Below are 26,018 nucleotides of genomic sequence, written 5' to 3'. Positions count from 1 at the left end.
CGCCCGCTACTTCGCGAGCACCGTCGCGCCGGCCGTCGCCCCGGCGCCGTCGGCCGTGACCGCCTGCACCGACAGCCGGTAGGTCCGCCCGGGGACGAGGTTCGTGAAGGTCTGCGAGCGCTTCGTCGAGGCGATCACCGCCGCCCACGGTCCCGCGCCGCTCCCGTCGACCCCGTCGCGCGACACCCGGTACCCCGTCACGGCCGGCCCGCCCGAGGGCGGCGCCCACGACAGCACGGCCGTCCCCGATCCCGAGGCCGTCGCGGTGACCGCGGTCGGCGGGCCCGCGAGCACGGCCGGCCGCAGCGTCGCCGTGTACGTGGTGGCCGCGCCCGGTGTCGTGATGCTGTGCGCCGCTGCGCCGCCGTCCGACCAGCGGGAGAAGACGTACGGCGTGCCCGACGCGGTCGACTGGGCCGGCACCTCGAGCTGGAGCGGCGACCCCGCCCACGAGACGACGGTGGCGGGCCCGGTGAACGGCGTGCCGTTCACGAGCACGGTGCGACCGGCGGGGCTCGTCGCGATCGTGACCGACACCTTCTTCGGCGCGAACACCCGGGTCGACGTCTGCACGAGGCCCTTCGAGTCCGTCGCCGTCACGGTGACGAGCAGATCGCTGTTCCCGGCCGCCGCCAGATCCTCGGGGCCCGGCGCGGTGAACGGGACGTCGTTCCCGGTCACGGGCCCGGAGAACGGATGCGTGTGCTCGGCGTGCCGGCGCTGCACGGTCCACGACAGCGACGACGCGGGCAGCGTGCCGTCCTCCGGGTCCGTCGCGGTGGCCCGCAGCCGGTAGGTGGTGCCCGAGGTGAAGGTCGCTCCGGCCGCCGGCGACGTGATCGAGACGGTCGGGGCGCGGTTCCCGGAGGAGATCCGCTGCGTCACCGGAGCGGACAGGGCGCCCGCGGAGTCGCGGACCCTCAGCGTCGCCGTCCAGTCGCCCCGGGCGTAGGTGTGGGTGGAGCTGGAGGCCGTCGTGGTCTTCGAGGCGGTTCCGTCGCCGAACGACCAGAGGTAGGCGAGCGCGCCGCCGTCCGGGTCGCTGCTCCCCGCGCCCTTCAGCGTCACCGAGAGCGGCGCGGATCCGGACGCCGGCGAGGCGGTCAGGACGGCGGTCGGTGCGCGGTTCGCGGTGCCGGTGTAGGCGAGCCGGCGCAGCTGGCCGCCGTTCGCGTAGGTCGTGTAGAAGAGGTCCTGCGTGCCCCGCGAGGGGCCGAACGCCAGGGCGACGGCGCTGCTGGTGCCGAGACCGCTGACGAGGTCGGTCGCGGTGCCGCTCGGGCTGAGCGCCCGGATCTTGCCGCAGACGTAGTCGCCGAAGAGGTACGCGCCCGTGTACGCGGCGGGCCAGACGCCGTTCGGCACGAACGCGCCTCCGGTGATCGAGGCGCAGCCGTCGGCGTGGGAGTAGTCGAAGACGGGATCGGTGTACGCGGCGGGCTTCGCCGCTCCGCAGTTCGTCGGCGAGCCGGTCTGCGCGCAGTGCCCCTCGCGGGTGTTCCAGCCGTAGTCGGCGCCCTTGATGCCGGCGTCGATCTCCTCCCACGCGTCCTGGCCGACGTCGTTGATGCGGAACACGGTGCCGGTCGCATTGGGGTCGAACGCCATGCGGAACGGGTTGCGCAGGCCCTGCGCGAAGATCTCGCGGCAGACCGTGCCGCTCGCGGCCGGGGCGAGGCGGCACGACGCGGTCCCGGTCCCGAGGAACGGGTTGCTCGCGGGAACGCCGCCGGACGTGGTGATCCGCGCGATCTTGCCGTTCAGGATGTTGCGGTCGCGCGCCGCGTCGTTCTTGCCGCCGCAGCCGCTGCCGCCCGTCGAGCCGACGCCGCCGCGGTAGTCGCAGCCGCCGTCGCCGATGCTGACGTAGAGCAGACCGTCCTTGCCGACGGCGAGGTCGCCGGCGTTGTGGTAGCCGGCCGGGGAGTAGATGCCGTCGAGGAGGATCGTCTCGGAGGCGGGGTCGATCCGGTCGTCGTCGCCGAGGACGAACCGCGAGACGCGGTTGCGCGGGGCTCCGGTCGGCATCTTCGTGCCGTTCGCGTTCGTGGGGCACGCCGCATCGGATCCGCGTGCCGTGTAGAAGACGAAGATCGCGCGGGTCGTGGGGTCGGGGTCGACCGCGAGCCCGAGCACGCCGCGCTCGCCGTTGGCGCAGATCTTTGCGCGCAGGTCGATCGCCGGGGTGGCGAGCAGCACCCCGTTCTCGACGATGCGGATGGGCCCGCCGCGGGAGGCGACGAGCGCCCGCCCGTCGAGGGCGAAGGCGAGCGCCGTCGGAGACGGGACGTCGGCGACCAGGGTGTCGGTGAACTTCGCCGGGATCACGGCGCTCGCGGAGACGGCCGCGGCCTGTGCGACGGCGGTGCTCGCGGCGACGGCGCTGCTCGCCGGGACGGCGGCGCTCGCGGGAACGGCTCCCGGCGCGGCCGGAGCGAGAGTCGCGACGAGGACGACCGCGGCGAGCGCGGCGAGTCCGCGGCGGAGGAAGGGGAGCGAGCGCACGGGTGCCTCCACGTCGACCCCGAGGGCCGGCGCATCGAGATCGGAGTGGAACGGGGAGGGGTCGTGCGGCGCACGCGGGCCCGCGGTCCTCCTCCGCTGGGAAGGGAGGAGGACCGCGGGCCCGGAGCGGCTACTTGACGACGGTGGCGGTCGCCGCGGAGGTGCGCGAGACCGTCGTGTAGGCGGTCTTCTTGCCCGTCACGGTGACGGTGACCTTCTTGCCGACGGTGCTGCTGGTCGGCTTGAAGGTCGACGACGTCGCTCCGCTGATCGCAACACCGTTCGCCTTCCACTGGTACGTCAGGGTGACGGGAGCGGGACCCCAGGCTCCGGGGTTCGCCGTGAGGGTGAACCCGACCTTGGCGGTGCCGGAGACGGTGGGCGTCGGGGCGACGAGCGTGCCGGCGACGACCGCGGCCGACGCATCGGACGTGCGGGTCACCCGGGTGTAGCCGGTCTTGCTGCCGGTGACCGTGACGGTGATCGTCTTGCCGAGCACGGCGCTCGTGGGCTTGTACGTCGATCCCGTCGCGCCGCTGATGGCCGTGCCGTTCGACATCCACTGGTAGACGAGCGAGACCGGAGCGGGACCCCAGGCGCCGGGGTTCGCGGTGAGGGTCGAGCCGACCTTCGCGGTGCCGGTGATCGTCGGCTTCACGGCGGTGAGGGTGCCGGAGGCGACCGCGGCGGTCGCGGCGGACGTGCGGGTCGAGGCGGTGTAGCCGGTCTTGCTGCCGGTGACGGTGACGGTGATCCGCTTCCCGAGCGTCGCGCTGGTCGGCTTGTAGGTGGAGGCGGTGGCGCCGCTCAGCGCCGTGCCGTCGGCCTTCCACTGGTACGCGTAGGCGACGGGAGCCGGACCCCAGGCGCCCGGGTTCGCGGTGAGGGTCGCTCCGACCTTCGCGGTGCCGGTGATGGTCGGGGTGGCGGCCGTGAGAGCGGCGCTCCCCATCCGGACCGAGCTGGAGGAGGCGATGCTGGAGCCGGCCGAGTTGATGGCGCGGACCGAGAGCGTGTAGGTGGAGCCGAGCGCGAGGTTCGAGAACGTGCGCGAGCGGGTGGACGCCGAGACGATGATCGACCACGGTCCGTTGCCCGACGCGTCGACGCCGTTGCGGGAGACCTCGTAGCCGGTGATGGCTCCGCCGCCGTCGTCATAGGGAGGGCTCCACGTGAGGGTGGCCGCGCGCGCGCCGTCGTCCTTGGTCGCGGTGACGTTCGTCGGGGTTCCCGGAGCGCTCACGTACGGGATGTAGATCCACGTCTCCGAGACGTAGCCCGTTCCGTAGGCGTTGATCGCCGAGACGGAGAGCCAGTAGCTCGACTCCGACTGCAGATTGGTGAACTTCTGCGACCGGGCGGAGGCCGAGACGATGGTCGACCACGGTCCGGCGCCGGAGGCGTCGGTCCCGTTGCGCGCGACCCGGTAGCCGGTGATCGCGGATCCGCCGTCGTACTCCGGCGCGTCCCAGAACAGCGTCGCCGACCGGGCCGTGCCGTCGGCCGTGGAGTAGACGTTCAGCGGCTCCCACGGAGTGCTGGCGCGGGCCGCCGACGTGGCCGCCTCGGTCGGAGCCGTGACGGCGGCGGTGCTGAGCGTGGTCGGCTCCACCTCGGCGGCGACCGCCGCGGAGGGCGCCGCCAGCGCGAGCGCGGCGGCGGCGGCGACGGCGGTGAGCCATCGCGGGATGAGGGGCTTTCGCTCCATGGGTTCGTCTCCAAATCGGCGTGCGCGACGAGCGGCGCATCTCTGCGCGCCGTCGGGTCATCGGGTGAGCGCCGTCCGCTGCGATCGGGTGATCAGCGGGAGGCGAGAGGGTGGGGACGCGGATGTCGGAGTCCGGACCTCGAGGAGAGAGGCGAGCGTTCCGATCGCGCGAGGCACAACTTATCGGCGCGAAGCGAGGACGATTGACCCCCCTTTCGGCCGTTTCTGTGAGCGCTCTCCGCGATGTCGTTCCCACCGTGACAGCGGAGGCCGATCGACGTCGGTCCGAGAAGGCCGACCGCTCGTGCGGCCGGCGTCGCGCTGTCAGGACGGTACGTCTCTCCAGGCCGCGCCGGCGATGACAGGCGCCGGAACCGCTCTGAGCGCCGCCGCGGACCGGTTGTCACGAACGACTCGTGCAGGACGGGGAAATACCTATCGCACCGATCCGGCAGGCCACCGGATCCCCCGTGCGGAGGACGCCGATCCTGTGTCCCCGCCCCGGGGATAGTGCGTCTTCCGATGCCGTGCTGATAATGAGCGACTCCGCCCCTCGAGCGCTCGAATTCCTCTCTTAGGAACCCTGAGCACCGTCTCGGCTCCCGCCGCCCGACCGATCGGTTCCTCGTGCCCCCCAGAACTCCGCGCCTCGCGCGCCTCGCCGTGATCGTCGTCGCCGCGCTGCTCCTGGCGTTCCTCCCCGCAGCTCCGGCATCGGCCGCGACCGCGTTCACGACCGCGCCGACGCCCACGATCTCGGGAACCGCCGCCGTCGGCTCCGTGCTGACCGCGAAGACCGGCACCTGGAACCCCGTGCCCACCTCGTACGCCTACCAATGGAAGCGCTCCGGAACAGCGATCACCGGCGCGACGGCCTCCACCTACAAGGCCGTCACCGCCGACTCCGGACGCACGCTCACCGTCACGGTCACCGGCAGCAGGACCGGCTACACGACCACTCCCCGCACCTCCGCTCCGACCGCCACGATCACCACCCCGCGCGCCTTCACCACGGCGCCGACCCCGACGGTGACGGGCACCACGAGAGTCGGCTCCGTGCTGACCGCGAAGACCGGCACCTGGAACCCCGTGCCCACCTCGTACGCCTACCAGTGGAAGCGCTCGGGAACCGCGATCACCGGCGCCACCGCCGCCACCTACAAGGCCGTCACCGCCGACTCCGGACGGACGCTCACCGTCACCGTCAGCGGCAGCCGGACCGGCTACACGACCACCCCGAAGACCTCCGCTCCGACCGCCACGATCAAGCCCGGTCCTCCCGGCGCGGCGACGAGTGTCGTCGCCGTCGTCGACGATGCGGCGGCGACCGCGACGATCTCCTGGCAGCCGCCGGCCACGACCGGCGGCTCGGCGATCACCGGTTACCGGCTCACCCGGGACGGCGTCGACTCGACCGGTCAGGGCGCGTGGTCGCACCTCTACGGTCCGGAGAAGCGGTCGGTGACGCACATCAGCCTGGTTCCCGGCAGCACCTACAGCCTCACGGTCACTCCGGTGAACGCGGTCGGGAGCGGGCCGACCACCGCGCGGTCCGTCACCCTGGCGCCGAAGGTCCTCGTGGCTCCGACGCCCACCGTCTCGGGCACGCCGACCGTGTACTCGACCCTCACGGCGAACTCGGGAGCGTGGACCCCCGGTACTCGTCTGAGCTACCAGTGGTACGCGAACGGGACCGCGATCAGGGACCGCGAGGGCGCAGCGGCCGTGGGTCCGACGTTCAAGACCGACATCGCCCAGTCGGGCACGCGAGTGACCGTCCGTGTGACGGGGACCCTGCCGGGCTACACCCCCGTCGTGCGGGAGAGCGCGGCGACGACGCCGATCCGGCCGCGGGAGGTGTTCGAGCTCTCGACCATCGGGCAGAGCGCCCCCTACGTGCTCTCGCCCCGCGGAGCGCGGGTCTACACGATCTCCCGCCCTCTCAACCTCCAGGAGACCGACGAGGGGGAGGAGCCGGTGAGGTGGACCGCCGAGGCGGGCACGATCATCAAGGTCTACGACGGCATCGCTGCGAATCTCCCACTGAAGGCCACCGGCACCGCGACCTCGCCCGTGGTCGTCACGTCGATCCACGACGACACCGTCGGCGGCGACACGGACGGCCCGTCGGCGGCCCTGCCCGCCACCGCGACTCCGTGGAAGGGCATCGACGTCTTCGAGCAGCACTACATCTACGACGAGTACCCGTACGAAGCAGAGAATTGCCGGATGGATGCGGAGTACCTCGTCGTGAAGCACGCGGAGACCGGCGTCTTCTGCAAGGTGTCCGAGAGCTACATCAAGATCTCGCATTCGCAGATCTGGGGTGGCGTGTTCCTCAGGGGGACGTCGGTGGATCTGCAGGACAACGAGTTCGTCCGGGGGCGGGTGTACGTGTCCGTCCCGACCCGAACGCCCCGGATGGACGACTGGTTGCCGCCGGAGCACCCCGTCATCGTCCGGAACAACGTCTTCACCGGGCTCCCGGGTCTCACGACCACGCCGATCGAGATCCATGAGGCACTTCTCGAGACGACCACGGCGATCGCGGGCAACACCGCTCCCGGCATCACCAATCCCCACATGCTTCTCGACGGCACGCTCGCGACCGACTCCCTGACCCTCGGTGCGGGATGGGTCTACGACCTGGTCACCGATTGGCCCGAGTACTGGCACGTCGACGGCACGCTGGTCGTGCAGCCGGGAGTGGTGGTCAGGATCGGCCAAAGCGTCGGGTTCCGCGGTCAGATCACAGCAGTGGGCACGGTGTCGCAGCCGATCACGTTCACCTCGATGCTCGACCGCTCGATCGGGATCACCGCACCCCGCGGCCCGTCTCCGGTCCTCGACTACGCCTCCGGCAGCGGCTGTATCGAGGGCGGAGCGTTCACATCCACGTCCCGGAACTACACAGTGCGTTCGCTCACCACCTGCGGCTAGAGGTCGCGCGCCGCCGCAAGCCCGTTCCGCGCCGACTCCGCCCGGCGTAGTGTCCGAGGACGGCGCGAGGAACGGTCCGCGCGCTCGCGTCGATGGAGCCGCGATGTTCGAACCCGAAGGATCCGTGCACCCTGTAGCACGGCTCAGCTACGTCACCGCCGCCCTCCTGGTGGGTGCGGTCCTCGTCGGAGGCGCTGTCGGCGCCGCCGTCGCCCTGGTGCTCTACCTGCCGGCCGCGCTCGCGTCCGGTCCGCTCGACCCGTCGGCGCTCGTGAGCTTCGGGATGCTGATGGGCGTCCTTTCGGGAGCGGGCATCGGCCTCTGCGGCGGCGTCGGCGCCGTGGCGGGCATGGTGTCCGTCCGCGCCGTGAACCGCAGCGACTCCGCGTTCGTGCTCGGCACGAGCTCGGGCTCGGCCCTGGGCGTCCTCATCGCGGCGGCGAACCTCCTGGTCAGCCGGGACGCTCCGACCTGGATCACGGTGCTGCTGGCGACGGCCGCCGCCTTCGCCCTCTGCGCCTGGGGCTCCTGGCTGCTGACCCGCCACGAGCACGCGTGGGAGCGCGCCCACGCCCGCTCGCAGCACCACCGCCCGGCCTGAGCCCCGCCCGTCCTCGCTGATCGAGCAGCCCGCCTAGCGGGCGTCTCGAGATCCACCCTCCCGGAGACGCCGGTCTCGATACGCCGCCTGCGGCGGCTACTCGACCAGCGAGAACTGCCCCGGCGTCAGCCCGCGTAGGCCCCGACCAGGCGCACCGCGCCGCCGTCGACGCCCTTGGCGCCCTGCTCGAAGCCCTCGAACGAACGGGTGCTCATCGACACGCGCCCCGCGATCCACGACGGCACGCCCGACGCCTCGAGCGAGGCGATGACCGACGGAGCCGCCTCCGCGTCGACCACGGCGAACATCCCGATGCCGAGGTTCCAGGTGCCCTCGGTGCTCTCGAGCGTCGCGCCCGACATCCCGGCGAGCGCGCGGAACACGTCCGACGGGCTCCAGGTCGACCGCTCGACCTCGACCCACGAACCGCGCGGAAGCACGCGAGCGAGGTTCGCGGCGATGCCGCCTCCGGTCACGTGGCTGATCGAGTGCACGGCCGACCCGAGCGTCTCGTGCTCGAGGACGTCGAGCAGCGGCCGCGTGTAGAGGCGAGTGGGCTCGAGCAGCACCTCGCCCACCACTCCACCGAGCTCGGTCGAGCGGTCGGTGAAGCCGATGCCGCGCTCGGCGAGGATGTGGCGCACGAGCGAGTAGCCGTTCGAGTGCAGTCCGGAGGAGGCCATCGCGATGACGACGTCGCCGTCCTGCACGCGGTCGGCGCCGCGCACCGCGTCCGCCTCGACCACTCCGGTCGCCGCTCCGGCCACGTCGTAGTCGTCGGGTTCGAGGAGCCCCGGGTGCTCGGCCGTCTCGCCGCCGACGAGCGCCGTGCCGGTGGCCGAGCAGGCCCGCGCGATGCCGGCCACGATGTCGGCGATGCGCGCCGGGACGACCTTGCCGCAGGCGATGTAGTCGGTCATGAAGAGGGGGCGGGCGCCGACCACGACGATGTCGTCGACGACCATGCCCACGAGGTCCTGGCCGATCGTGTCGTGCTTGTCGATCGCCTGCGCGAGCGCGACCTTCGTGCCGACTCCGTCGGTCGAGGTCGCGAGCAGCGGCGCTCGGAAGTCCTTGAGGAACGACACGTCGTAGAGGCCGGCGAACCCGCCGACTCCGCCGAGCACGTGGCGGTCGTGCGTCGCCGACACGGCCGACTTCATCAGCTCGACCGCGAGATCACCCGCCGCGGTGTCGACTCCGGCGCGGGCGTAGCTGCTCGTCTCATCACTCACGCGACGACCCTACCGACTGGCCCGCCCCGCCGAGAGTCCGCGAGAGGCCTCCTCCGCCCTGCCAGAGGGTCGGCGGATCCGCCCGACAGGGTGCCTCCGTGCCGCTCAGCACCGGCCGATCCGCCCAGGGCGAACCATTAGGGGATGCGTCCCCCACGTGTCAGGATGGACCGTCATCCCCCCCCTGCTACCCGATTGGGAGCCCATCCGGCATGTGCGGAATCGTAGGAATCGTCTCCTCGGGACCCGTCAACCAGTCCATCTACGACAGCCTGTCGCTCCTGCAGCACCGCGGTCAGGATTCGACCGGCATCGCGACGGCCGACGGCAGCACCCTCCACATCAAGAAGGCGGCGGGGCAGGTCCGCGAGGCGTTCCGCACGCGCGACATGCGGTCGCTGCTCGGGACCATGGGCCTCGGGCACGTCCGCTACGCCACGAAGGGCAACGCGGAGCGCGAGGAGGAGGCGCAGCCGTTCTACGTGAACGCGCCGTACGGCATCATCCTCGTCCACAACGGCAACCTGACGAACACGCGCGAGCTCACCGACGAGCTCTTCACCGTCGACCGCCGCCACCTCAACACCACCTCCGACACGGAGCTGCTGGTCAACGTCCTCGCCAACGAGCTGCAGGCGTCGATCTCGGGCCGCGACCTCGACGCCGACGAGGTGTTCGACGCGGTGGCCCGCGTGCACGAGCGCGTCGAGGGCTCGTACGCGACGATCGCGCTGATCGCCGGCAAGGGGCTGCTCGCGTTCCGCGACCCGTTCGGCATCCGTCCGCTCATCGTCGGCCGCCGCTCGAACGTCGGGGCGACCGACGACTGGGTCGTCGCCTCCGAATCGCTCGTGCTCGAGGCGCAGGGCTTCGAGATCGTGCGCGACGTCGCTCCCGGCGAGGCGATCTTCATCACTCCGGACGGCCGCATGGCGAGCCGCCAGTGCGCGAAGGACCCCCGCCTCATCCCGTGCTCGTTCGAGTACGTCTACCTCGCGCGCCCCGACTCCGTGATGTCGGGCATCTCGGTCTACGAGGCGCGCCTGCGCCTGGGCGACCGCCTCGCCGACACGATCGCCGCCTACACGCCGGGCGGGGCGATCGACGTCGTCATGCCCATCCCGGACTCGTCCCGCCCCGCCGCGATGCAGGTCGCGCAGAAGCTCGGCATCGAGTACCGCGAGGGCTTCTACAAGAACCGCTACGTCGGCCGGACGTTCATCATGCCGGGGCAGGCGGTGCGCAAGAAGTCGGTGCGCCAGAAGCTCAACGCGATGTCGAGCGAGTTCAAGGGCAAGAACGTGCTGATCGTGGACGACTCGATCGTCCGCGGCACGACCTCGAAGGAGATCGTCGACATGGCGCGCACGGCCGGAGCGAACACCGTCACGTTCGCCTCCGCCGCCCCGCCCGTGCGCTACCCGCACGTGTACGGCATCAACATGCCCTCGCGGCAGGAGCTCGTCGCCCACAACCGCCGGATCCCCGAGATCTCGGAGGCGATCGGCGCCGACTACCTGATCTACCAGGAGGTCGCCGACATGAAGGCGGCGATCCTCGAGGGGTCCGACGTCACCGATCTCGAGACCAGCTGCTTCACGGGCGAGTACATCACCGGCACCGTGACTCCGGAGTACCTGGACTGGGTCGAGCGCACGCAGCTCAGCTGATCCCGCGCATCGGGGCCGCTGAGCGCGCTCGCCACCAGCACACGCTCCGAGCCTCCGCAACCGGGTGCCCGGTCGCCGCCGCGGCGTCCAGACTCGTCTGCGTGCGCCATCCGGGCGCGCAGACGAGGAGCCTCCCGTGATCTACCGCCTGATCCCCTACGCGCTGATGTTCATCGCACGCAAGCTGACGAAGTCGCAGAAGGCGAAGCGCACGATGCAGAACGCCGCACGCAGGACCGCCCGCAAGGGACGCTGAGCCGATCCGTCAGCGGACGGCGGTGCCCGGCTCCTGCGCGGAGCCGCCGTCCGCCTCCGGGTCGTCGGAGACGCCCTCACGGGCGACCGTGCGCTCGGCGGTCCGGCGGACCACCTTGCGTCCGACGACGCGGTCGAGGATCACGACGATCAGCCCCGCGAGGGCGCCGAAGAGCGTCACGAACAGCAGCAGGCTGAAGCCGAAGACCTGGCCCCGCGAGAAGCCCTGCGTCTCGGGCAGGGCGAAGGTGAGCACGAACGCGGTGATCGCGCCGAGTCCGGCGCCGAGCGCCAGGATGCGCCAGATGCGCGGGCTCCGGCGCACCTCGACCTCTTCGCGGGTCACCTCGACGTCGTCGGAGTGCTGCGGAGTGTCGAGCGGATCGGTCATGCCTCCATTCTCCCCTGTGCCGGCCTCGGAGGGGACCGTGTCCGGTGCGGGCGAACAGCACGCGGCATCCGGCCGCTTCCGCCCTCGGCACCGTCCGGCTCCGCGAGTGGACGCCCGATGGGATCCGTCGACACTGCAGGCCCCGTTCCGCGACCACTCGTCCGCACGGCCTCGGCGACCGGGCCGGTCTCTCCACACCCTGCTCGACAGCCGCCGACCATCGGAGGAGCGGCTCACATCGCGTGGACCAGGCGCCCCGCCTGCGCGCGCAGCTCGCGCACGACCGTCCGGACCGACAACCGCTCGGCGCGATCGGGCCGCATGAGCGCCACGATGTGCCGCACCGAGCTGACCCCCCGGAGGGGCTTCACGACGATGCCGGGGGCGCCCGCCGTGTAGCGCGGCAGCACCGCGATGCCGAGGCCGGCCGCGACGAACGCCTCCGTCACGCGGGTCGACGCGAAGCGCTGCTCGACGCGCACGGCCTCGCCCGACGCCGTCTCGATCTCCTGCATGACGCTCTCGAACGGGAATCCGTCCGGTACGCCGATCCAGGTCTCGCCGACCAGGTCCGCGGCCGTCACCGTGGCCCGCTCCGCGAGCCGGTGCCCGACGGGAAGGGCGATGTCCAGCGGCTCCACCATCAGCTCCGCCATCGCGAGACCCCGGCCCGCCCAGGCGCTGCGGCCGGTCGGCGAGTGGCCGAGCACGATGTCGAAGTCGGCGGTGAGGTCGGCGAACTCGTCGGTGCCCGGATCCACGTCCTCGCACTGCACGACGAGTCCCTCCACGCTGCGCAGCGCCACGAGCGCGTCGGGCAGGAGCATCTGCCCCGCGGTCGGGAACGTGGCGATCGTGACCTCGCCGATCGGGTTGTTCTTGAAGGTCTGCCAGACGGCGTCCGCGCGTTCGAGCGCGATGGCGATCTCGGTGGCGCTCCTGGCGAGCTCGCGGCCGGCACCCGTGAGGACCACTCCGCGGCCCGACCGCTCGATCAGGGGCACGCCCGCCTCGCGCTCGAGCACCTTGAGCTGCTGCGAGACGGCGGAGGGGGTGCGGTGCGTCGCCTCCGCGACCGCGGTGATCGAGCGCCGCATCGAGAGCTCCCTGAGCAGTTCCAGCCGCCGCACGTCCATGAAGCAACGCTACACGTCAGGGCAAGAACACGTCGATTGTCCTAAGGAACAGGAGTGGCCAGAGTGGACGTTGTACACAGCATCCCGGCGGATGGATCCCGTTCCGCCACAACGAAAGGCAGAACAGTCATGAGCATCGCAATCGTCGCCCTCCTCGCCGGAGTCTCCGCCTGGGGCGCCGTCGCGACCGTGCTCGTCACCCGCCGCGACGGCTATCGTCAGGTCCCGACCCAGCACTGAGCCCCGCGCTCCGCGACAGCACTCGCGTCCGAACGCCGCTTTCCCCTCGGGGAGGCGGCGTTTCCGCGTTCCCGGGACGACGAAGGGCCCCCGACCGGAGTCGAGGGCCCGTCGTCGTGCGCTGCAGTACTACTTCGAGACGGTGCGGCGGCGCAGGTGCGCCACGCTCATCGCCGCTCCGAGCAGGAGGGCGACGGCGCCGGCCAGCAGGGCCGGGGTCGTGTCGAATCCGGTCGCGGCGAGCTGGTGCGCGCCACCGCCGGTCGGGCCGCCGGCGACGGGCTTCGTCGGGGCGGCGGGAGTCGTCGGGACCGTGGTCCCGGTCGGCTCCGGGACGGGAGTCGGCACGACGGCCGCGTCGGCGACCGCGAAGTCGACGCTCACGGTGACGCCGGTCTCCTCGAGAGCGAAGGACGCGGTGTGCGTGCCGCCCGCCAGGCTCTCGGCGATCGGGACGCTGAACGACGCGCGGCCGGTCGAGTCGTCGGTGACGGCCCGGGTCGGGTCGATCGGCGCAGTGCCGACCTCGGTGCCGTCGACGCTCGCGGTGACGGTGGTGTCGGTCGGCGCACCCGTGCTGAACAGGAGCGAGGAGAGGTCGACCGTCATCGTGTCGCCGACGGCGTACTCACCCGAGTCCGGGATGTTCTCGGTGAGGCCGATCGAGCGCTGGACGGGGTCCGGGCTCACGGTGCCGAGGTCCTGGATGTAGGCGACGAACGCGTCGAGGTCGATGCGGCCGGAGTCGGCGGTGCCGGTGCCCTCGGTGAAGGTGCTGAACCCGTCGCCACCGGTCGAGAGGAAGTTGTTCGTCACGACGGTGAAGGTCTGCGCCGGGTCGACGGGCACGTTCTCGAAGAAGACCTCCGAGATGTGCTCGCCCTGCGGGGCGGCCGGGTCGAAGACGTAGGTCAGCGCGGCCGAGGTGGCGAGCTTGAGCTGCGGGTGCGCGGCGCTCCCGACCCACTGCTCCTCGAGCAGGGCCTTGATCTGCGCACCGGTCAGCTGGAGCGTGACCAGCGTGTTCGCGAACGGCTGGGCGTCGGACGCCTCGGCGTAGGTCACGACGCCGTCGGCGTCACCGGGCACGGTGGCGTCCCCGGCGAACAGGAGGTCGTCGCGGAGTCCGCCGGCGTTGGTGAAGGCGATCTCGGTGCCCAGCTCGCTGGTGGCCCAGAGCTGCGCGTCGGCGACGAGGTTGCCCAGCGTCGACTCCGAGCCGCGGTTGGTCTGGCCGTCCTCGCGGTAGGCGCGGGAGATGTCGTCGGTGATGGTGCCGACCTTCACGCTGCCCTCGTCGACGGCGACGGCCTGAGCGGCCTCGACGATCGAGGTGACGGCGGGATCGGCGTCGAAGGCTCCGACGAAGATCGTGTCGGCGGCGTCGTCCGACTCGGGGTCGTCGACCTCGACGGTCAGCGGCACGACCTCGCTCGTGAGCGAGGTGAGCTCCTTGGTCGTCGGGTCCACGGTCAGCGCCATGTGGCCGATGTTCTCGGCGTAGCTGCCGGTCTGCGACACGATCGTCGGGAACGCACGTCCGCCGTCGACGGTCGCGTTGTACTCCTGGTGGCTGTGACCCGAGACGATCGCGTCGACGTTCGCGGCGACTCCGTTGACGATGGCGCCGAACTTGGGGTCGGCGGCGGGGGTGCCCGCGTCGGCCGCACCGGCGTCGGCGCCCTCGTGGAGCAGCAGGACGATCACGTCGGCCTCGCCGTTGGCGTCGTCGCCGTCCTGGAGCGCCGTCGCGACCTCGTTGACGTTCTCGACGATCGGCTCGATCGAGAGGGTCGAGATGCCGCCGGGGCTGACGAGAGTGCCGAGGTCCTCGGTCATCGCTCCGATGAACGCGACCGAGACGCCCTCCTGCTCGGCGAGGAAGTAGGGGTCGTACGCGCGCTCGCCCGTCGCGGTGTCGAAGAGGTTCGCGTTGACGTACGGGAAGTCGGACTCGTCGCTCACGCGACCGTCGACGTCGGAGCGGCCCTTGTCGAACTCGTGGTTGCCCAGCGTGCTGACGTCCAGGCCCATCTCGTTCAGGACGTCGAGCGTGGGCTGGTCGTCCTGCACCTTGGAGGTGAAGGTCGAGGCGCCGATGTTGTCGCCGGCCGAGACGAAGAGGGTGTTGGGGTTGGCGGCGCGGTAGGAGTCGACCGCGCCGGCGAGCACCGCCGCGCCGGCGACCGTGCCGTTGGCCTCGATCCGGCCGTGGAAGTCGTTGATCGACAGGACGTCGATCGCGATGTCGCCCTCGGCGGCCATCGCGGGAGCGGCGCCGAGCATCGCGGCGCCGGCGACGGCACCGACTGCCGTCACCGAGAGTGTTCTGATCAGGCCGCGTCGACGGCCGGGGGTAGTGCTTCGCATCTGGTCGGGATCTCCAAGCGTCGAGCGGTGATTCGGAGTGGACTCCGGCCGCATGAGGGGAACTTTCCCAGCCAAGCCGAGGGTCGGCCTCAGGTCAAACGCCGGTCCGCCGGTCGCGGGCGTCGTTTACGAGAAGTTAATCCGACGACTGCCGGGGTTCTCCCAGGTGACGCGGAGGGATCGCGCGAGCGCGGTCAGCCGACGCGGAGGAGGGGGAGGAACGGCGTGAGATCCGCCCGCACCCCGGACGCGTGGATCCGACCGCTCGCGAGGCCCTCGGCCCACGGCAGGTCGCCGGTCGCGAGGCGCAGCCAGGTCGCCGCGTCCATCTCGATGACGTTGGGCGGGGTCCCGCGGGTGTGCCCGGGGCCCTCGACGCACTGCGCGGCGCCGAACGGAGGAACGCGCACCTCGACGCTGCGGCCCGGCACCCGCGTCTCGATGATCTGCAGGAGGAACCGCACGGCGGTCGCGGTGGTGGTGCGGTCCGTCGCTCCGGCGAGCGCCGCGCGCACCGCGCCCTGACCGGACGCCTCGTCGATCTTCCCCTTGGCCATGCGTCCATCCTGCCGTGCCACCGCCCGGGAACGCCGCTCCGCGAGATGCCACTCGCGCTCGCGACACACTGCAGGAGGCGTGCCGGAACGGCATCCTGCGGACGCGCGATCCCGGTGCCGAAGGGGCGTGACGGAGTGCGACCGGCCCGGGACGGCCCGGGCCTATCCTGTTCAGGTGAAGATCCTCGTCCTCGGTTCGGGTGCCCGTGAGCACGCCATCATCACGGCTCTCCTCGCAGAGGAGGAGCAGCACGAGATCATCGCCGCGCCCGGCAACGCGGGCATCGCGCGCGACGTCGAGGTCATCCACTTCGACACCAACAGCCCCCGCCTCGTCACCGACTTCGCGCTCGAGCAGGGCATCGAGCTCGTCGTGATCGGCCCGGAGGCGCCGCTGGTCGCCGGAGTGGCCGACGCCCTCCGTCAGCGCCGCATCCCCACCTTCGGCCCCGACAAGGCCGCCGCCGCCCTCGAGGGCTCGAAGACCTTCGCGAAGCGCGTCATGGACATGGCGCGCGTCCCCACCGGCCGCGCCACCCGCGTCTCGACCCTGGTCGACGCGACCCGCGTCATCGACGGCTTCGGCGCCCCCTACGTCGTCAAGGCCGACGGCCTCGCCGCCGGCAAGGGCGTCCTCGTGACGGAGTCGCGCAGCGCGGCCGTCGCGCACGCCGAGTTCTGGCTGCAGTCGGGCGACGTCCTCATCGAGGAGTTCCTCGACGGCCAGGAGGTCTCGCTCTTCCTCCTCTCCGACGGCCACGACGTCGTCCCGCTCTCCCCCGCCCAGGACTACAAGCGCCTCGGCGACGGCGACGAGGGCCCGAACACCGGCGGCATGGGCGCCTACTCCCCCCTTCCCTGGCTCGCGGACCGCTGGGCGAGCGAGCGCGCCTTCGTCGACGAGGTCATCGACACCGTCGCCATCCCGACGATCCGCCAGCTCGAGCGCGAACGCACCCCGTTCGTCGGACTCCTCTACTGCGGCCTGATCGTCACCGAGGCCGGCATCCGCGTGATCGAGTTCAACGCGCGCTTCGGCGACCCCGAGACGCAGGTCGTGCTGCCGCGTCTGGCCTCCCCGCTCTCGGCACTGCTCCTCGCCGCGTCGACGGGATCGCTCGCCTCCGTGCCCTGGCCCGCCTTCACCGACGAGGTCGCCGTGACCGTCGTGCTCGCCAGCGAGGGCTACCCCGAGAACGCCGTCACCGGACGCGGCATCAGCGGGCTGGAGGCGGCCGAGGCCGTCCCCGGCGTCACCATCGCCCACGCGGCGACGCAGCTGGTCGACGGGCGCTTCGTGGCCACGGGCGGACGCGTGCTCAACGTGGTCGCGCGCGGCGCGGATTTCACGGAGGCCCGAGAGCGCGCGTACAAGGCCCTCGACCTGATCCACCTCGACGGCGGGCAGTACCGTCGCGACATCGCGCTTCGGGTCGCGCAGTAGCGCGACCGCTTCGCGTGATGTCGTCCACGCCGCCCCCTGTGCGGCGTGGCGCAGTCGGCTTCTCAAAGCGGTTGCGTTGTTAGGAGCGTCCTGCGTCCGGCTCGCCGACAACGCTCGCACGCGTTCTCGGCTTCGCCTCGTCGCGGGGCGGGGATCCGGAGGCGCGCCTCCCGGGACTCGAGCCTCCCGGGACTCGAGCCTCCCGGGACTAGTGCCTCTCGGGACTGATGCAACCCGGGACCGGTGCCTACCGGGACTAGAGGTTCCCAAGGACTGATGCAGCCCGGGACTAGTGCCACCCGGGATTGATGCAGCCCGGGACGAGTGCCTCCCGGGACTGATGCAGCCCGGGACGGGTGCCTCCCGGGACTACTGGTTTCCGGGACTGGTGCAGCCAGGAACTGGTGCCTGCGGAGGCTGGCGGCTCGCCTGGCCGATGCCTCGCGCGACGGCGGAGCTGCAGAAGTAAGGCTGGGCGGCTCGGAAGCGGGGGAAGTGTTGGGATCGGAGCGGTGGGCCTTCGTTGCGCGGGCTCTCGGAATAAGACGACGGGTCAGGCGGTGGCGGCGACGTCGCGGAGGGCCTCACCGAGGTCCGGGTGGGCGAAGGCGAAGCCGGCGTCTTCCAGGCGGCCCGGAACGACCCAGCGGCTCTTGAGGAGGAGCTCGGGCTCGGTGCGCAGCAGCAGCATCGCGGGCTCGAGGACGAAGCGCGGGGCGGGCAGGCCGAGGCTGCGGCCCACCGCGGCGCGCAGCAGGCGCGACAGCTCCGTGTTATCGCTGGGATTCGGCGAGGCGAGGTTCACCGGGCCCTCGAGCGACGACTCCTCGAGGAACAGGATCGAGCGGAACACGTCCTCCACGTGGATCCAGCTGAAGTGCTGGCGGCCGTGGGTCGCCCGGTACTCGTGGTGCACCCCCGCCGCCCGGCGCGCGTGGGTCGCCGGCCAGCGGCCGTCGTACTGCGGTCCGCCGAGGCCGAGGCGGGCGAGGCGCAGCAGGATGCCCGTCGCCGGTCCGTCGCCCAGCACGATCGCCATGCGCAGCGCGATCCGGCGGGTGGCGGGCGTGTCCCCGCCGAAGAACTCCGCCTCCCACGCCGTGGCCACGTCGACCGAGAACCCCTCGCCGATCACGCCGTCCGCCTCGGTGTTCGCGCGCTCCTCCTCGTGCCGGTAGATCGTCGCGGTGCTCGAGTTCATCCACACGGGCGGCGGAGTCGCGGCGGCCGCGACCGCACGGTGCAGCTCGGCGGTGGTCTCGACGCGCGAGCGGAGGATCTCGGCGCGGTTCGCAGCCGTGTACCGGCAGTCGACGCTCTTCCCCGCGAGGTTCACGAGCAGGCGTGCGCCGTCGACGGCGCGGACGAGCCCGGCGGAGTCGCCCCACCGCGCATCCGGACCCGACCGGCCGATGCGGCGCACGGTCCAGCCCGCCCGCTCGAAGCGGTGGGAGAGGTCGGTGCCGAGGAAGCCGCTCGCCCCCGCGAGGACGACGACGGGGCGCTGCGGGGTGCTCATCGCCCCATCGTGCCGCAAGGCGCCACGCGGCCGGTGCGCAACCGAGGGCGAGAGTGCCTGAGTCCCGCTCTGGTGACGATCCGGCGCGATCCGTCCTCGGTTAGGAACGCGCGACGGCGTGAGCGGCCCGCACCGCACCGGCCAGCCGCCCCGCGAACCCGGGCGGAACCTCCTCGGGCAGGGCGTCGACGGGGAACCAGGCCACGTCCTCGCTCTCGTCGCTCACCACGACGAGTGCCGACGGGTCCGCGATCGCGCCGTAGCCGATGTCCCAGTGCCGGGAGCAGCGTCCGAAGCCGCCGCCGAGCCCGTGCCGGTCGAGGTCGAGGGGCAGCGATCCGAGCGGAGCGAGCGATGGGACTCCGCTCTCCTCGCGCGCCTCGCGCAGAGCCGCGTCCGCCACGGAGGCGTCGCCGGGCTCGATGTGCCCGCCCAGCTGCACCCAGAAGCGGCCCTTGCCGTGGAAGCAGAGCAGTGCGCGGTCCAGCTCCGGCGAGAGCACGAAGCAGCTCGCGGTGATGTGCTCAGGCCCGAGGCTGCGCTCGAGAGCTCCCTCACCGTGCTCGGCGAGGAACGCGAGGTACTCGTCACGGAGGCCGAGGAGCGGAGCAGGGGCCGCCCACTCCTGCAGGTCGAGGGCGAGAGCAGCGGCGCGGGGGATCACTCCGCGAGCGTAGGCGAGATGCCACTCCGGTACGCGGCACGCCGAGCGGGCCGTACTGGAGTGGCATCTCGCGGAAGGGGTCAGACGGTGAGGCCGGCCAGTCCCTCGCGGTCGACGCGGCGGTGGAAGCGCATGCCGGCGAGTCCGCCGAGCACTGCGGCGATCAGCGCGACGACGAGGGCGGCGAGCGCCGTCAGGACCGCGGCGATGGTCGCGTCGCTCCCGTCGAGCGGGATGCGCGGGAAGCTGCTGACGGCCGAGAGCACCTGGGTGCCTCCGGTGACCGCCGAGGCGATGCCCACGAGGATCGTGACCACGACGGCCCACGCCCACACGGCCACTCCCTGCTTCGCTCCGCTGAAGCGGGCCATGCGGCCGGCGACGTAGCCGCCGCAGTAGTACGCGACGAAGAGGATGACCAGCAGCGCGATCGCGCCCGCCCAGCCGAACGCGACCGGGTCCGCGGCGAGGTCGGCGGTGACGTCCTGCGTGCCGACGACGGCCGCTCCGATCGCGGTGACCAGGGCGGTGAGGATCACCGCGAGGCCGGTCGCGGCGAGCCAGCCGAAGAAGGCGCAGCCGATCTTCAGCCCGCCGAAGCGCTCGCGCTCGCGGTCGTGGATGTCCTTGCGGGTGGCGGCGCGGGCCTGCTTGGCCTCGGCGGAGTCGGGATCGACGGGAGCCCGGTGGGCGGGCTCCTCCGCGGTCGACGGGGTGGACGACGCGGACGACGTGGTGCTCGATGCGCTCCCGCTCTGCGGGGCGGTCTCGAACCGGCGCGTCTCTCCGGCGGCGTGCGCCGTCGTGTCGTCGCGTCGCGGGTCGCTGCTGTCGCGACCGGAGTCGGTGGGGATGCTCATGACGACCTCCTGGGGTACCGCCGACGGGGTTCGGCGGTGTGCACAGTCAAGGCCCTGCAGGGCCCCGGTGTCGCGGGCTTGACGAGGAACGGCAGCGTTCCGGTCCGTCTCCGCACGCTCGTGCGAGCCCGGAGGAGCGTCAACCCCCTGCGCTCCCCCTCCGCTGTCGGCTTCCATGGAACGACCCACCCAACGACACGAGAGGGAGAGTCATGACTCCGGAATCCCCTGAGCAGACCCCGCCCGGCACCGAGGCCGAGCTGACCCCGAAGGCCGACCACGGCGAGGAGAGCTATCGCGGCACCGGCCGTCTCAGCGGCAAGGTCGCCCTGGTCACCGGCGCCGACAGCGGCATCGGCAAGGCGGTCGCCATCGCGTTCGCGCGGGAGGGCGCCGACGTCGCCATCGCCTACCTCGACGAGCACGAGGACGCCGAGGACACCGCGAAGTGGGTCCGCGAGGCGGGCCGGGAGGCGCTCCTGCTCCCCGGGGACCTGCGCGATCCCGCCCAGTGCCGCGCCGCCGTCTCGCAGACCGTCGAGACCCTCGGCCACCTCGAGGTCCTCGTCAGCAACGCGGCCTTCCAGATGAGCCACGAGGAGATCACCGACATCCCCGACGAGGAGTGGGACCGGACGATCGCGACCAACCTCAGCGCCTACTTCCACCTGGTGAAGGCGGCGATCCCGCACCTCCGGCCCGGCGCCTCGATCATCGCGACCAGCTCGGTGCAGTCCGACCAGCCGTCGTACCAGCTGCTCCCCTACGCCGCCACGAAGTCGGGGATGCTGAGCATGACCGCCTCGTTCGCGCAGGCGCTCGGCGAGAAGGGCATCCGCGCGAACGCGGTCGCTCCGGGCCCGATCTGGACCCCGCTGATCCCGTCGACGATGCCTCCGGAGGCGGTCGCCTCGTTCGGCGAGAACGTGCCGCTGGGCCGACCCGGCCAGCCGGCCGAGGTCGCGCACGCCTACGTCCTGCTCGCGTCCGACGAGGGCAGCTACATGAGCGGGGCGACGATCGCCGTCACCGGCGGGAAGCCGATCCTCTGATTCCGCTCATGAGCGCTCACCCGCAGGTTCCTGGGATAGGTTCCTGCGGGTGAGCGTGCACATCCGCAGCATCGAGACGGCCGTACCGGCGACGGTGCTGCGCCAGGGGGACGTGCGCGACCTCTTCGCCTCGCAGGAGGGCATCAGCCGGCTCGGCTCGAGGCTCCTCGGCGCCGCGTTCGACGCGTCCGCGATCGAGACCCGGCACACCGTGGTCGACGAGCTCGACCGCGAGGTGCGGGAGGGGGCGAGCGTCTTCTACGACGCCCGCTCGAACGCCGTGCTGAATCCGGGCACCGCGGCGCGCAACGCGCTCTACGCGGCCCGTGCGCCCGAGCTGTTCGCCGACTCCGCTCGACGCGCGCTCGAGGCGGCCTCGCTGACCGCCGACGACGTGACCCACGTCGTCACGGTCTCGTGCACGGGCTTCTACGCGCCGGGCCCCGACTACCAGCTGGTCCGCGCCCTCGGCCTGTCGCCGTCGACGCAGCGGTTCCACCTCGGCTTCATGGGCTGCTACGGCGCCTTCCCCGGGCTCCGCGCCGCGAAGGCGTTCTGCGACGCGGATCCGGACGCGGTCGTTCTCGTCGTCGCCGTCGAGATCTGCACGATCCACCTGACGTCCTCCAACGATCCCGAGCAGATCGTCGCCACCTCGGTGTTCGCCGACGGAGGCGCGGCGGCCGTCGTCACTGCGCGCCCTCCGGAGCCGGGCACCCCGGTCCTCGAGATCGACGCGCTCGACACGACACTCACCCCCGAGGGCGAGGACGAGATGGCTTGGACGATCGGCGACCACGGCTTCACGATGCGCCTGAGCACCTACGTGCCGGCGATCATCGGCCAGAACATCACGGGCGCCCTGGCCCCGCTGCTCGGCGAGGCCGGACCGCGGGGCGTGCAGCGCTGGGCCGTCCACCCGGGCGGGCGCAGCATCCTCGACCGGGTGCAGACCGCGCTCGAGCTCGACGACGAGCAGATGCACCCGTCGCGCGAGGTGCTGCGCACGGCCGGCAACATGTCGAGCGCGACGGTGCTGTTCATCCTGCGCCGTCTGCTGCACGGCGAGGCGGCCGACGGCGAGCGGATCGGCGCCATGGCGTTCGGTCCGGGCCTGACCGTCGAGATGGGCCTGCTCACGAAGCGGGGCGGGGAGTGAGGGCGCCGCTCGCCCCGGACCTCCGCCACCGCGAGCTCGAGGCGCAGGAGCTGATGGACGACCCGGCGTGCGACCGGGCCCTCCTGGACGCGACGTACGCGCGCTTCGGCGCCGTGAACCGCCTGGTCTCCGGCTGGCGCGGGCTGTACCGCTCCCGCATCCGCCCGCTCCTCGACGAGCACGAGCCCACGAGGCTGCTCGACATCGGGTCGGGCGGCGGCGACGTCGCTCTCGCCCTCGCGGGCTGGGCGCGCGAGGACGGGCTGCGACTCGCGATCACCGCCGTCGATCCGGACGAGCGCGCCTTCGCCTTCGCGACCGCGAGGCCGGGCACGCCGGGCGTCGAGTTCCGCCGGGCGAGCAGCGCCGACCTGGTCGACGAGGGCGAGGAGTTCGACCTGGTCGTGTCGAACCACCTGCTGCATCACCTGACTCCCCAGGCGCTCGCGTCGCTCCTCGAGGACAGCGCGCGGCTCGCTCCCCGCGCGCTGCACAACGACATCGAGCGCTCGCGCCTGGCCTACACGGCCTACTCCGTCGCCACGCGCCCGCTCGCCGCCGGCTCGTTCCTGCACTACGACGGCTCGCTGTCGGTGCGCCGCAGCTACACCGCGTCGGAGCTGCGCGCCGTCGCGCCCGAGGGCTGGCGGGTGGAGCGGGCGGCTCCGTACCGGCTGCTGCTGACGCGGGGCCCTGCGGAGTGAGCGCCGCCCGCGGCTGGATGAGCGCCGCCGCCGTCAGCTACTCCGCCAACTGCGCGCTCGGGACCGCGGTGGCGGCAGGTGTTGTGCGGACCGGGCGCTGGCACTGGATCCACCACGCGCTGTACATCGCGACGTCGGCGCTGACCGGCGCGGCCCTCGCCGCTCTGCTGCGGTCGGATCCGCGCGCGGCCGCAGCACTGGCTCCGGCCGTGGTGCCGCTCGCGGTCATCCCGTTCGCGGGGACGCACGGACGCCGGCATCCGGCGATCGCGCTGGCCGCGGCTCCGTTCGTCATCGCCGGGGTCGTGCTCTCGCGGCGCTGACTCGCAAAGGAGGGCGGAGATCAGCGCCGCACGCCGCTCAGCGCGGAGGCCCGACCTTCGGCTCGTCCGAGCCCGACCCGCGCTTCTGCGTGCGGAAGTACTCCCACGCGGCGAGCGCCAGGATCGCCAGTCCGCACACGATCGTGATGATGTCGGGGACGGACACATCGCCCCGCATCGCCGACGAGATGCCGGAGCCGAGGATGAGGACGCCTCCGATGAGGTAGAAGACCACTCGGGAGTTCTTCATCGGGCACCGCTCCTGTCGGCCCGCCGAGGCGCGGGCTCCGAAATCGTACCCGGTCCGACCCCCTGCCCCCTCCCGGGACGGGTGGGCAGGATGAGGGCATGGAGTTCCTCGACGTCGTGCGCCGCCGCAAGACCACCAACGGCCCCTTCCTGCCCGACCCCGTCTCCGAGGAGCACCAGCGCCTCCTGATGGAGGTCGCCGGACGCGCTCCCTCGCAGCTGAACAGCCAGCCGTGGCGCTTCGTGCTGATCGAGGAGCGGGACACCATCGACCGGATCGCCGAGATCAGCGGCTCGAGCATGACCACCGCCCTGTCGAACGGCACCTTCTTCGAGCGCTACAAGCCCTACTTCCGCTTCAGCCAGGAGGAGATGGAGCAGCGCCGCGACGGCATGCTGTTCGACAAGCTGCCGGCTCCGCTGCGCCCGTTCACCAAGCAGGTGTTCACCAAGCGCGGGCAGTTCCTGATGAACTCGCTCCGCGTGCCGCAGACCCTCGGCGAGGAGAACCGGAAGCTCGTCGCCGGATCGCCGCTCCTGCTCGGCGTGATGCTCGACCGCTCCGAGTACCGCCCGGGCGAGCTGTCGTCCTTCTACTCCGTCTTCAGCATGGGCGCGGCGATGGAGAACGTCTGGCTGAGCACGGTCGAGCTCGGCATGGGCATCCAGTTCGTCTCGTTCCCGATGGAGGTGCCGGGCGCCTGGGCGAGGATCGAGTCGCTCCTGGCGGTGCCGGACGACCTGGAGCTGATGGCGGTCTACCGTCTCGGCTACCTGCCTCCGGAGCAGCGGCGCCCGGCCATCGACTGGTCCTCGCACCAGCGCAAGGCGCCGTCGCAGTACGTGTTCCGCGGCACCTGCGCCACTCCGCAGACGGGGTGGGACGAGGGCTGACTGCAGCATCCCCCGCGGGGTGTCAATGGGGCTACGGCGTGTCTGTGCACCGATTCCCGCCCCGGGCGCTCGAGACGTTAGTTTCCCTGCGGAGCCGTCCGCGCCGGGCCGCCCGCAGACACGAAGGGGGCCCGTGGCCACTCTCATCTACGGACCGCAGAACCTCGAGATCGAGTTCGAGGAGCGGGTCCTCGCCCACCTGAAGGTCGCCGTGCTCTCGAAGCTGCGGCGCAACGAGGCCTTCTCCCTGTCCTGGGCCGAGGACGCCTCGACCGGCCACGGCCGCAGCTCCGTCTGGCTGCACCCCGCGGTGCCGCTGCACTTCCGGTTCCGCGAGACGCACCAGCAGAAGCTGAACCGCGCGTGGATCGAGCAGATGCTCAGCGCCGCGAGCATGCACGGCGAGCTCGCCGTCACTCCCGAGCCCCAGGAGCCGCGGGGCTGACCCCCGCTGCCTCGCGCCGGCGCATCCGTCAAGCCCATCCCTCCGCGGCGGCCCGGATCATAGCCTGAGGCGACAGCGCTCGTCGAGATCCGCACCGGGCGCGTCACGGACGGAGACGACGATGACCGACACCGCACGGGCGACCGCACCCAGCACCCTGACCGCTCCCGCACCGTTCTCGCGGAAGGACGCGTCGGACGTGCGTCGGCTCCCCGACTCGGTCTCGACCTCGTCGCAGCCGGTCATCGGCTCGAGGATCACGATCAACGGGCGCAGCTTCGTCGTCGAGCTCGACATGGCGGGCATCTTCCTGCGCCAGGTGCGCCGGAGCCTGCGGGCGGGCGACGGCGGACTTGTGCTGCTGCGCCATGTCGACGGGATCGAGATGATCCCGATCACGCGGCGGACGCCGTTCGAGGTGACCGACATCGTGTGCCCGGAGGGCATCGAGCCGTCGGTGGCGCGGGTCGAAGCGGGACTGCGGGCGAGCTGAGGCGCTCCCGCGTCCGCGCGCTGCGGAACATCAGCTGAGAAGGGGACGTAGCGGCTGTCAGCCGACATCCCCCTTCTCAACGGACGTTCTTCACCGCTCCGCCTACTGCCCGGGCAGCGACGCCTCGATCAGCTCGACGATCCGCGGGTCGTCCGGCTCGACCGTCGGGCGGAAGCGGTGCACGGTGCCGTCGGCCGTGACCAGGAACTTCTCGAAGTTCCACTTCACCTTGCCGGCCTTGCCCGCCTCGTCCTCGGCCTTCGTCAGCTCCGCGTAGAGGGGGTGAGCGGACTTGCCGTTCACCCGCACCTTCTCGAACATCGGGAACGTCACGCCCCAGGTCGTCGAGCAGTACTGCTTGATCTTGTCCTCGTCGCTGAGCTCCTGCAGGAACTGGTTGCTCGGGAAGCCGAGGACCGTGAATCCGCGGTCGCCGTAGGTCTTCTGCAGCGCCTCGAGCTTCTCGTACTGCGGAGCGAGCCCGCAGCGGGAGGCGACGTTGACGATGAGCTTGACGGGCGCGTAGTCGGCGAGGGTCGACGCGGCTCCGTCGATGGTGGTCAGGGGGATGTCGGTGAGCACGGGGTCTCCTTCGAAGTGGTGG

The 26,018-nt window shown here is 71.8% G+C and carries 23 protein-coding genes; 11 read left to right on the top strand and 12 right to left on the bottom strand.

Translation table 11 applies throughout. From position 1 onward, the window contains the following. Window positions 1-6: 6 nt before the first annotated feature. Window positions 7-2,505, bottom strand: coding sequence for a PQQ-dependent sugar dehydrogenase (locus ASF48_RS07565; protein WP_055789253.1), 2,499 nt, complete (start codon window positions 2,503-2,505; stop codon window positions 7-9). A gap of 130 nt (window positions 2,506-2,635) precedes the next feature. Next, window positions 2,636-4,213, bottom strand: a complete 1,578-nt coding sequence (locus tag ASF48_RS07560) for a fibronectin type III domain-containing protein (protein ID WP_055789250.1) — start codon at window positions 4,211-4,213, stop codon at window positions 2,636-2,638. A 627-nt stretch (window positions 4,214-4,840) separates the two neighbouring features. On the opposite strand from ASF48_RS07560, the gene ASF48_RS07555 reads away from it, so the two are divergent. Next, window positions 4,841-7,153 carry a fibronectin type III domain-containing protein gene (locus ASF48_RS07555; protein ID WP_055789246.1) on the top strand — a complete coding sequence of 771 codons (2,313 nt, stop codon included), beginning with the start codon at window positions 4,841-4,843 and terminating at the stop codon, window positions 7,151-7,153. A gap of 124 nt (window positions 7,154-7,277) precedes the next feature. Then, window positions 7,278-7,754: a hypothetical protein gene (locus ASF48_RS07550; protein WP_157603096.1), complete on the top strand. Its 477-nt coding sequence runs from the start codon at window positions 7,278-7,280 to the stop codon at window positions 7,752-7,754. 125 nt (window positions 7,755-7,879) lie between these two features. Here the strand turns inward: ASF48_RS07550 and purM are convergent, their stop codons facing one another. Further along, entirely contained in the window at window positions 7,880-8,989 is a 1,110-nt protein-coding gene (purM, locus tag ASF48_RS07545) for a phosphoribosylformylglycinamidine cyclo-ligase (RefSeq protein WP_055789240.1), read from the bottom strand. Window positions 8,990-9,201: 212 nt separating this feature from the next. Between purM and purF the strand changes: the two genes are divergently transcribed. Further along, complete coding sequence (gene purF, locus ASF48_RS07540) at window positions 9,202-10,659, top strand: amidophosphoribosyltransferase (RefSeq protein WP_055789236.1); 1,458 nt, start codon at window positions 9,202-9,204, stop codon at window positions 10,657-10,659. Window positions 10,660-10,924: 265 nt separating this feature from the next. Here the strand turns inward: purF and ASF48_RS07535 are convergent, their stop codons facing one another. The 4 genes from ASF48_RS07535 to ASF48_RS07520 form a co-directional block, all read right to left on the bottom strand. Further along, window positions 10,925-11,305, bottom strand: coding sequence for a hypothetical protein (locus ASF48_RS07535; RefSeq protein ID WP_055789232.1), 381 nt, complete (start codon window positions 11,303-11,305; stop codon window positions 10,925-10,927). Window positions 11,306-11,538: 233 nt separating this feature from the next. After that, window positions 11,539-12,441: a LysR family transcriptional regulator gene (locus ASF48_RS07530; protein ID WP_055789228.1), complete on the bottom strand. Its 903-nt coding sequence runs from the start codon at window positions 12,439-12,441 to the stop codon at window positions 11,539-11,541. A 369-nt stretch (window positions 12,442-12,810) separates the two neighbouring features. Next, entirely contained in the window at window positions 12,811-15,000 is a 2,190-nt protein-coding gene (locus ASF48_RS07525; RefSeq protein ID WP_235577209.1) for a bifunctional metallophosphatase/5'-nucleotidase, read from the bottom strand. Window positions 15,001-15,245: 245 nt separating this feature from the next. Beyond that, entirely contained in the window at window positions 15,246-15,608 is a 363-nt protein-coding gene (locus ASF48_RS07520) for a sterol carrier family protein (RefSeq protein ID WP_055789224.1), read from the bottom strand. Window positions 15,609-15,783: 175 nt separating this feature from the next. Here ASF48_RS07520 and purD point away from each other — a divergent pair, with 175 nt between their 5' ends. After that, complete coding sequence (gene purD, locus ASF48_RS07515; RefSeq protein WP_055789220.1) at window positions 15,784-17,052, top strand: phosphoribosylamine--glycine ligase; 1,269 nt, start codon at window positions 15,784-15,786, stop codon at window positions 17,050-17,052. A gap of 553 nt (window positions 17,053-17,605) precedes the next feature. Here purD and ASF48_RS07510 read toward each other — a convergent pair. The 3 genes from ASF48_RS07510 to ASF48_RS07500 form a co-directional block, all read right to left on the bottom strand. Then, complete coding sequence (locus ASF48_RS07510; protein WP_055789216.1) at window positions 17,606-18,571, bottom strand: epimerase; 966 nt, start codon at window positions 18,569-18,571, stop codon at window positions 17,606-17,608. A 100-nt stretch (window positions 18,572-18,671) separates the two neighbouring features. After that, the gene (locus ASF48_RS07505; RefSeq protein ID WP_235577208.1) at window positions 18,672-19,235 is read right to left on the bottom strand and encodes an NUDIX hydrolase; all 564 of its coding nucleotides are present in this window, start codon (window positions 19,233-19,235) and stop codon (window positions 18,672-18,674) included. A gap of 80 nt (window positions 19,236-19,315) precedes the next feature. Further along, on the bottom strand, window positions 19,316-20,095 hold the full coding sequence (locus ASF48_RS07500; RefSeq protein ID WP_082481118.1) for a hypothetical protein: 780 nt from the start codon (window positions 20,093-20,095) through the stop codon (window positions 19,316-19,318). 212 nt (window positions 20,096-20,307) lie between these two features. Here ASF48_RS07500 and ASF48_RS07495 point away from each other — a divergent pair, with 212 nt between their 5' ends. From ASF48_RS07495 to ASF48_RS07480, 4 genes are read left to right on the top strand one after another with little or no spacing between them, the layout of a single operon-like run. Beyond that, window positions 20,308-21,147, top strand: a complete 840-nt coding sequence (locus tag ASF48_RS07495; RefSeq protein WP_055789213.1) for an SDR family oxidoreductase — start codon at window positions 20,308-20,310, stop codon at window positions 21,145-21,147. A gap of 49 nt (window positions 21,148-21,196) precedes the next feature. Continuing rightward, the gene (locus ASF48_RS07490; RefSeq protein ID WP_055789211.1) at window positions 21,197-22,306 is read left to right on the top strand and encodes a type III polyketide synthase; all 1,110 of its coding nucleotides are present in this window, start codon (window positions 21,197-21,199) and stop codon (window positions 22,304-22,306) included. Further along, window positions 22,303-23,010 (top strand): class I SAM-dependent methyltransferase, encoded by a 708-nt coding sequence (locus ASF48_RS07485; protein WP_230674111.1) that lies wholly within the window; start codon window positions 22,303-22,305, stop codon window positions 23,008-23,010. Before ASF48_RS07490 ends, ASF48_RS07485 begins: the two co-directional genes overlap by 4 nt. Beyond that, entirely contained in the window at window positions 23,007-23,333 is a 327-nt protein-coding gene (locus ASF48_RS07480; protein WP_235577207.1) for a hypothetical protein, read from the top strand. Before ASF48_RS07485 ends, ASF48_RS07480 begins: the two co-directional genes overlap by 4 nt. Window positions 23,334-23,370: 37 nt before the next feature. Here ASF48_RS07480 and ASF48_RS07475 read toward each other — a convergent pair whose 3' ends face one another. Beyond that, the gene (locus tag ASF48_RS07475) at window positions 23,371-23,583 is read right to left on the bottom strand and encodes a hypothetical protein (RefSeq protein WP_055789205.1); all 213 of its coding nucleotides are present in this window, start codon (window positions 23,581-23,583) and stop codon (window positions 23,371-23,373) included. A 98-nt stretch (window positions 23,584-23,681) separates the two neighbouring features. Between ASF48_RS07475 and ASF48_RS07470 the strand changes: the two genes are divergently transcribed. From ASF48_RS07470 to ASF48_RS07460, 3 genes are all read left to right on the top strand, one after another. Next, the gene (locus ASF48_RS07470; protein WP_055789201.1) at window positions 23,682-24,476 is read left to right on the top strand and encodes a nitroreductase family protein; all 795 of its coding nucleotides are present in this window, start codon (window positions 23,682-23,684) and stop codon (window positions 24,474-24,476) included. A 133-nt stretch (window positions 24,477-24,609) separates the two neighbouring features. Then, a complete protein-coding gene (locus ASF48_RS07465; protein ID WP_055789198.1) occupies window positions 24,610-24,921 on the top strand; it encodes a DUF7882 family protein in 312 nt (103 codons plus the stop codon). A gap of 121 nt (window positions 24,922-25,042) precedes the next feature. Beyond that, window positions 25,043-25,414 (top strand): hypothetical protein, encoded by a 372-nt coding sequence (locus ASF48_RS07460; protein WP_055789193.1) that lies wholly within the window; start codon window positions 25,043-25,045, stop codon window positions 25,412-25,414. Window positions 25,415-25,516: 102 nt separating this feature from the next. On the opposite strand, the gene ASF48_RS07455 is transcribed toward ASF48_RS07460, so the two are convergent. Then, the gene (locus tag ASF48_RS07455; protein ID WP_055789191.1) at window positions 25,517-25,996 is read right to left on the bottom strand and encodes a glutathione peroxidase; all 480 of its coding nucleotides are present in this window, start codon (window positions 25,994-25,996) and stop codon (window positions 25,517-25,519) included. Between the last annotated feature and the right edge of the window lie 22 nt (window positions 25,997-26,018).

The sequence above is a fragment of the Rathayibacter sp. Leaf299 genome (assembly GCF_001423055.1).
Classification (GTDB): domain Bacteria; phylum Actinomycetota; class Actinomycetes; order Actinomycetales; family Microbacteriaceae; genus Rathayibacter; species Rathayibacter caricis.
This window is presented reverse-complemented; position numbering and strand designations above follow the sequence as displayed.

Bases quoted from the DNA above. Each gene is read 5' to 3' on its own strand.
- ASF48_RS07535 (WP_055789232.1), bottom strand. From the start codon at position 11,305: ATGACCGATCCGCTCGACACTCCGCAGCACTCCGACGACGTCGAGGTG.
- ASF48_RS07500 (WP_082481118.1), bottom strand. From the start codon at position 20,095: ATGAGCATCCCCACCGACTCCGGTCGCGACAGCAGCGACCCGCGACGC.
- ASF48_RS07470 (WP_055789201.1), top strand. From the start codon at position 23,682: ATGGAGTTCCTCGACGTCGTGCGCCGCCGCAAGACCACCAACGGCCCC.
- ASF48_RS07460 (WP_055789193.1), top strand. From the start codon at position 25,043: ATGACCGACACCGCACGGGCGACCGCACCCAGCACCCTGACCGCTCCC.
- purF (WP_055789236.1), top strand. From the start codon at position 9,202: ATGTGCGGAATCGTAGGAATCGTCTCCTCGGGACCCGTCAACCAGTCC.
- ASF48_RS07495 (WP_055789213.1), top strand. From the start codon at position 20,308: ATGACTCCGGAATCCCCTGAGCAGACCCCGCCCGGCACCGAGGCCGAG.
- ASF48_RS07530 (WP_055789228.1), bottom strand. From the start codon at position 12,441: ATGGACGTGCGGCGGCTGGAACTGCTCAGGGAGCTCTCGATGCGGCGC.
- ASF48_RS07475 (WP_055789205.1), bottom strand. From the start codon at position 23,583: ATGAAGAACTCCCGAGTGGTCTTCTACCTCATCGGAGGCGTCCTCATC.
- ASF48_RS07560 (WP_055789250.1), bottom strand. From the start codon at position 4,213: ATGGAGCGAAAGCCCCTCATCCCGCGATGGCTCACCGCCGTCGCCGCC.
- ASF48_RS07510 (WP_055789216.1), bottom strand. From the start codon at position 18,571: ATGAGCACCCCGCAGCGCCCCGTCGTCGTCCTCGCGGGGGCGAGCGGC.
- ASF48_RS07520 (WP_055789224.1), bottom strand. From the start codon at position 15,608: ATGGCCAAGGGGAAGATCGACGAGGCGTCCGGTCAGGGCGCGGTGCGC.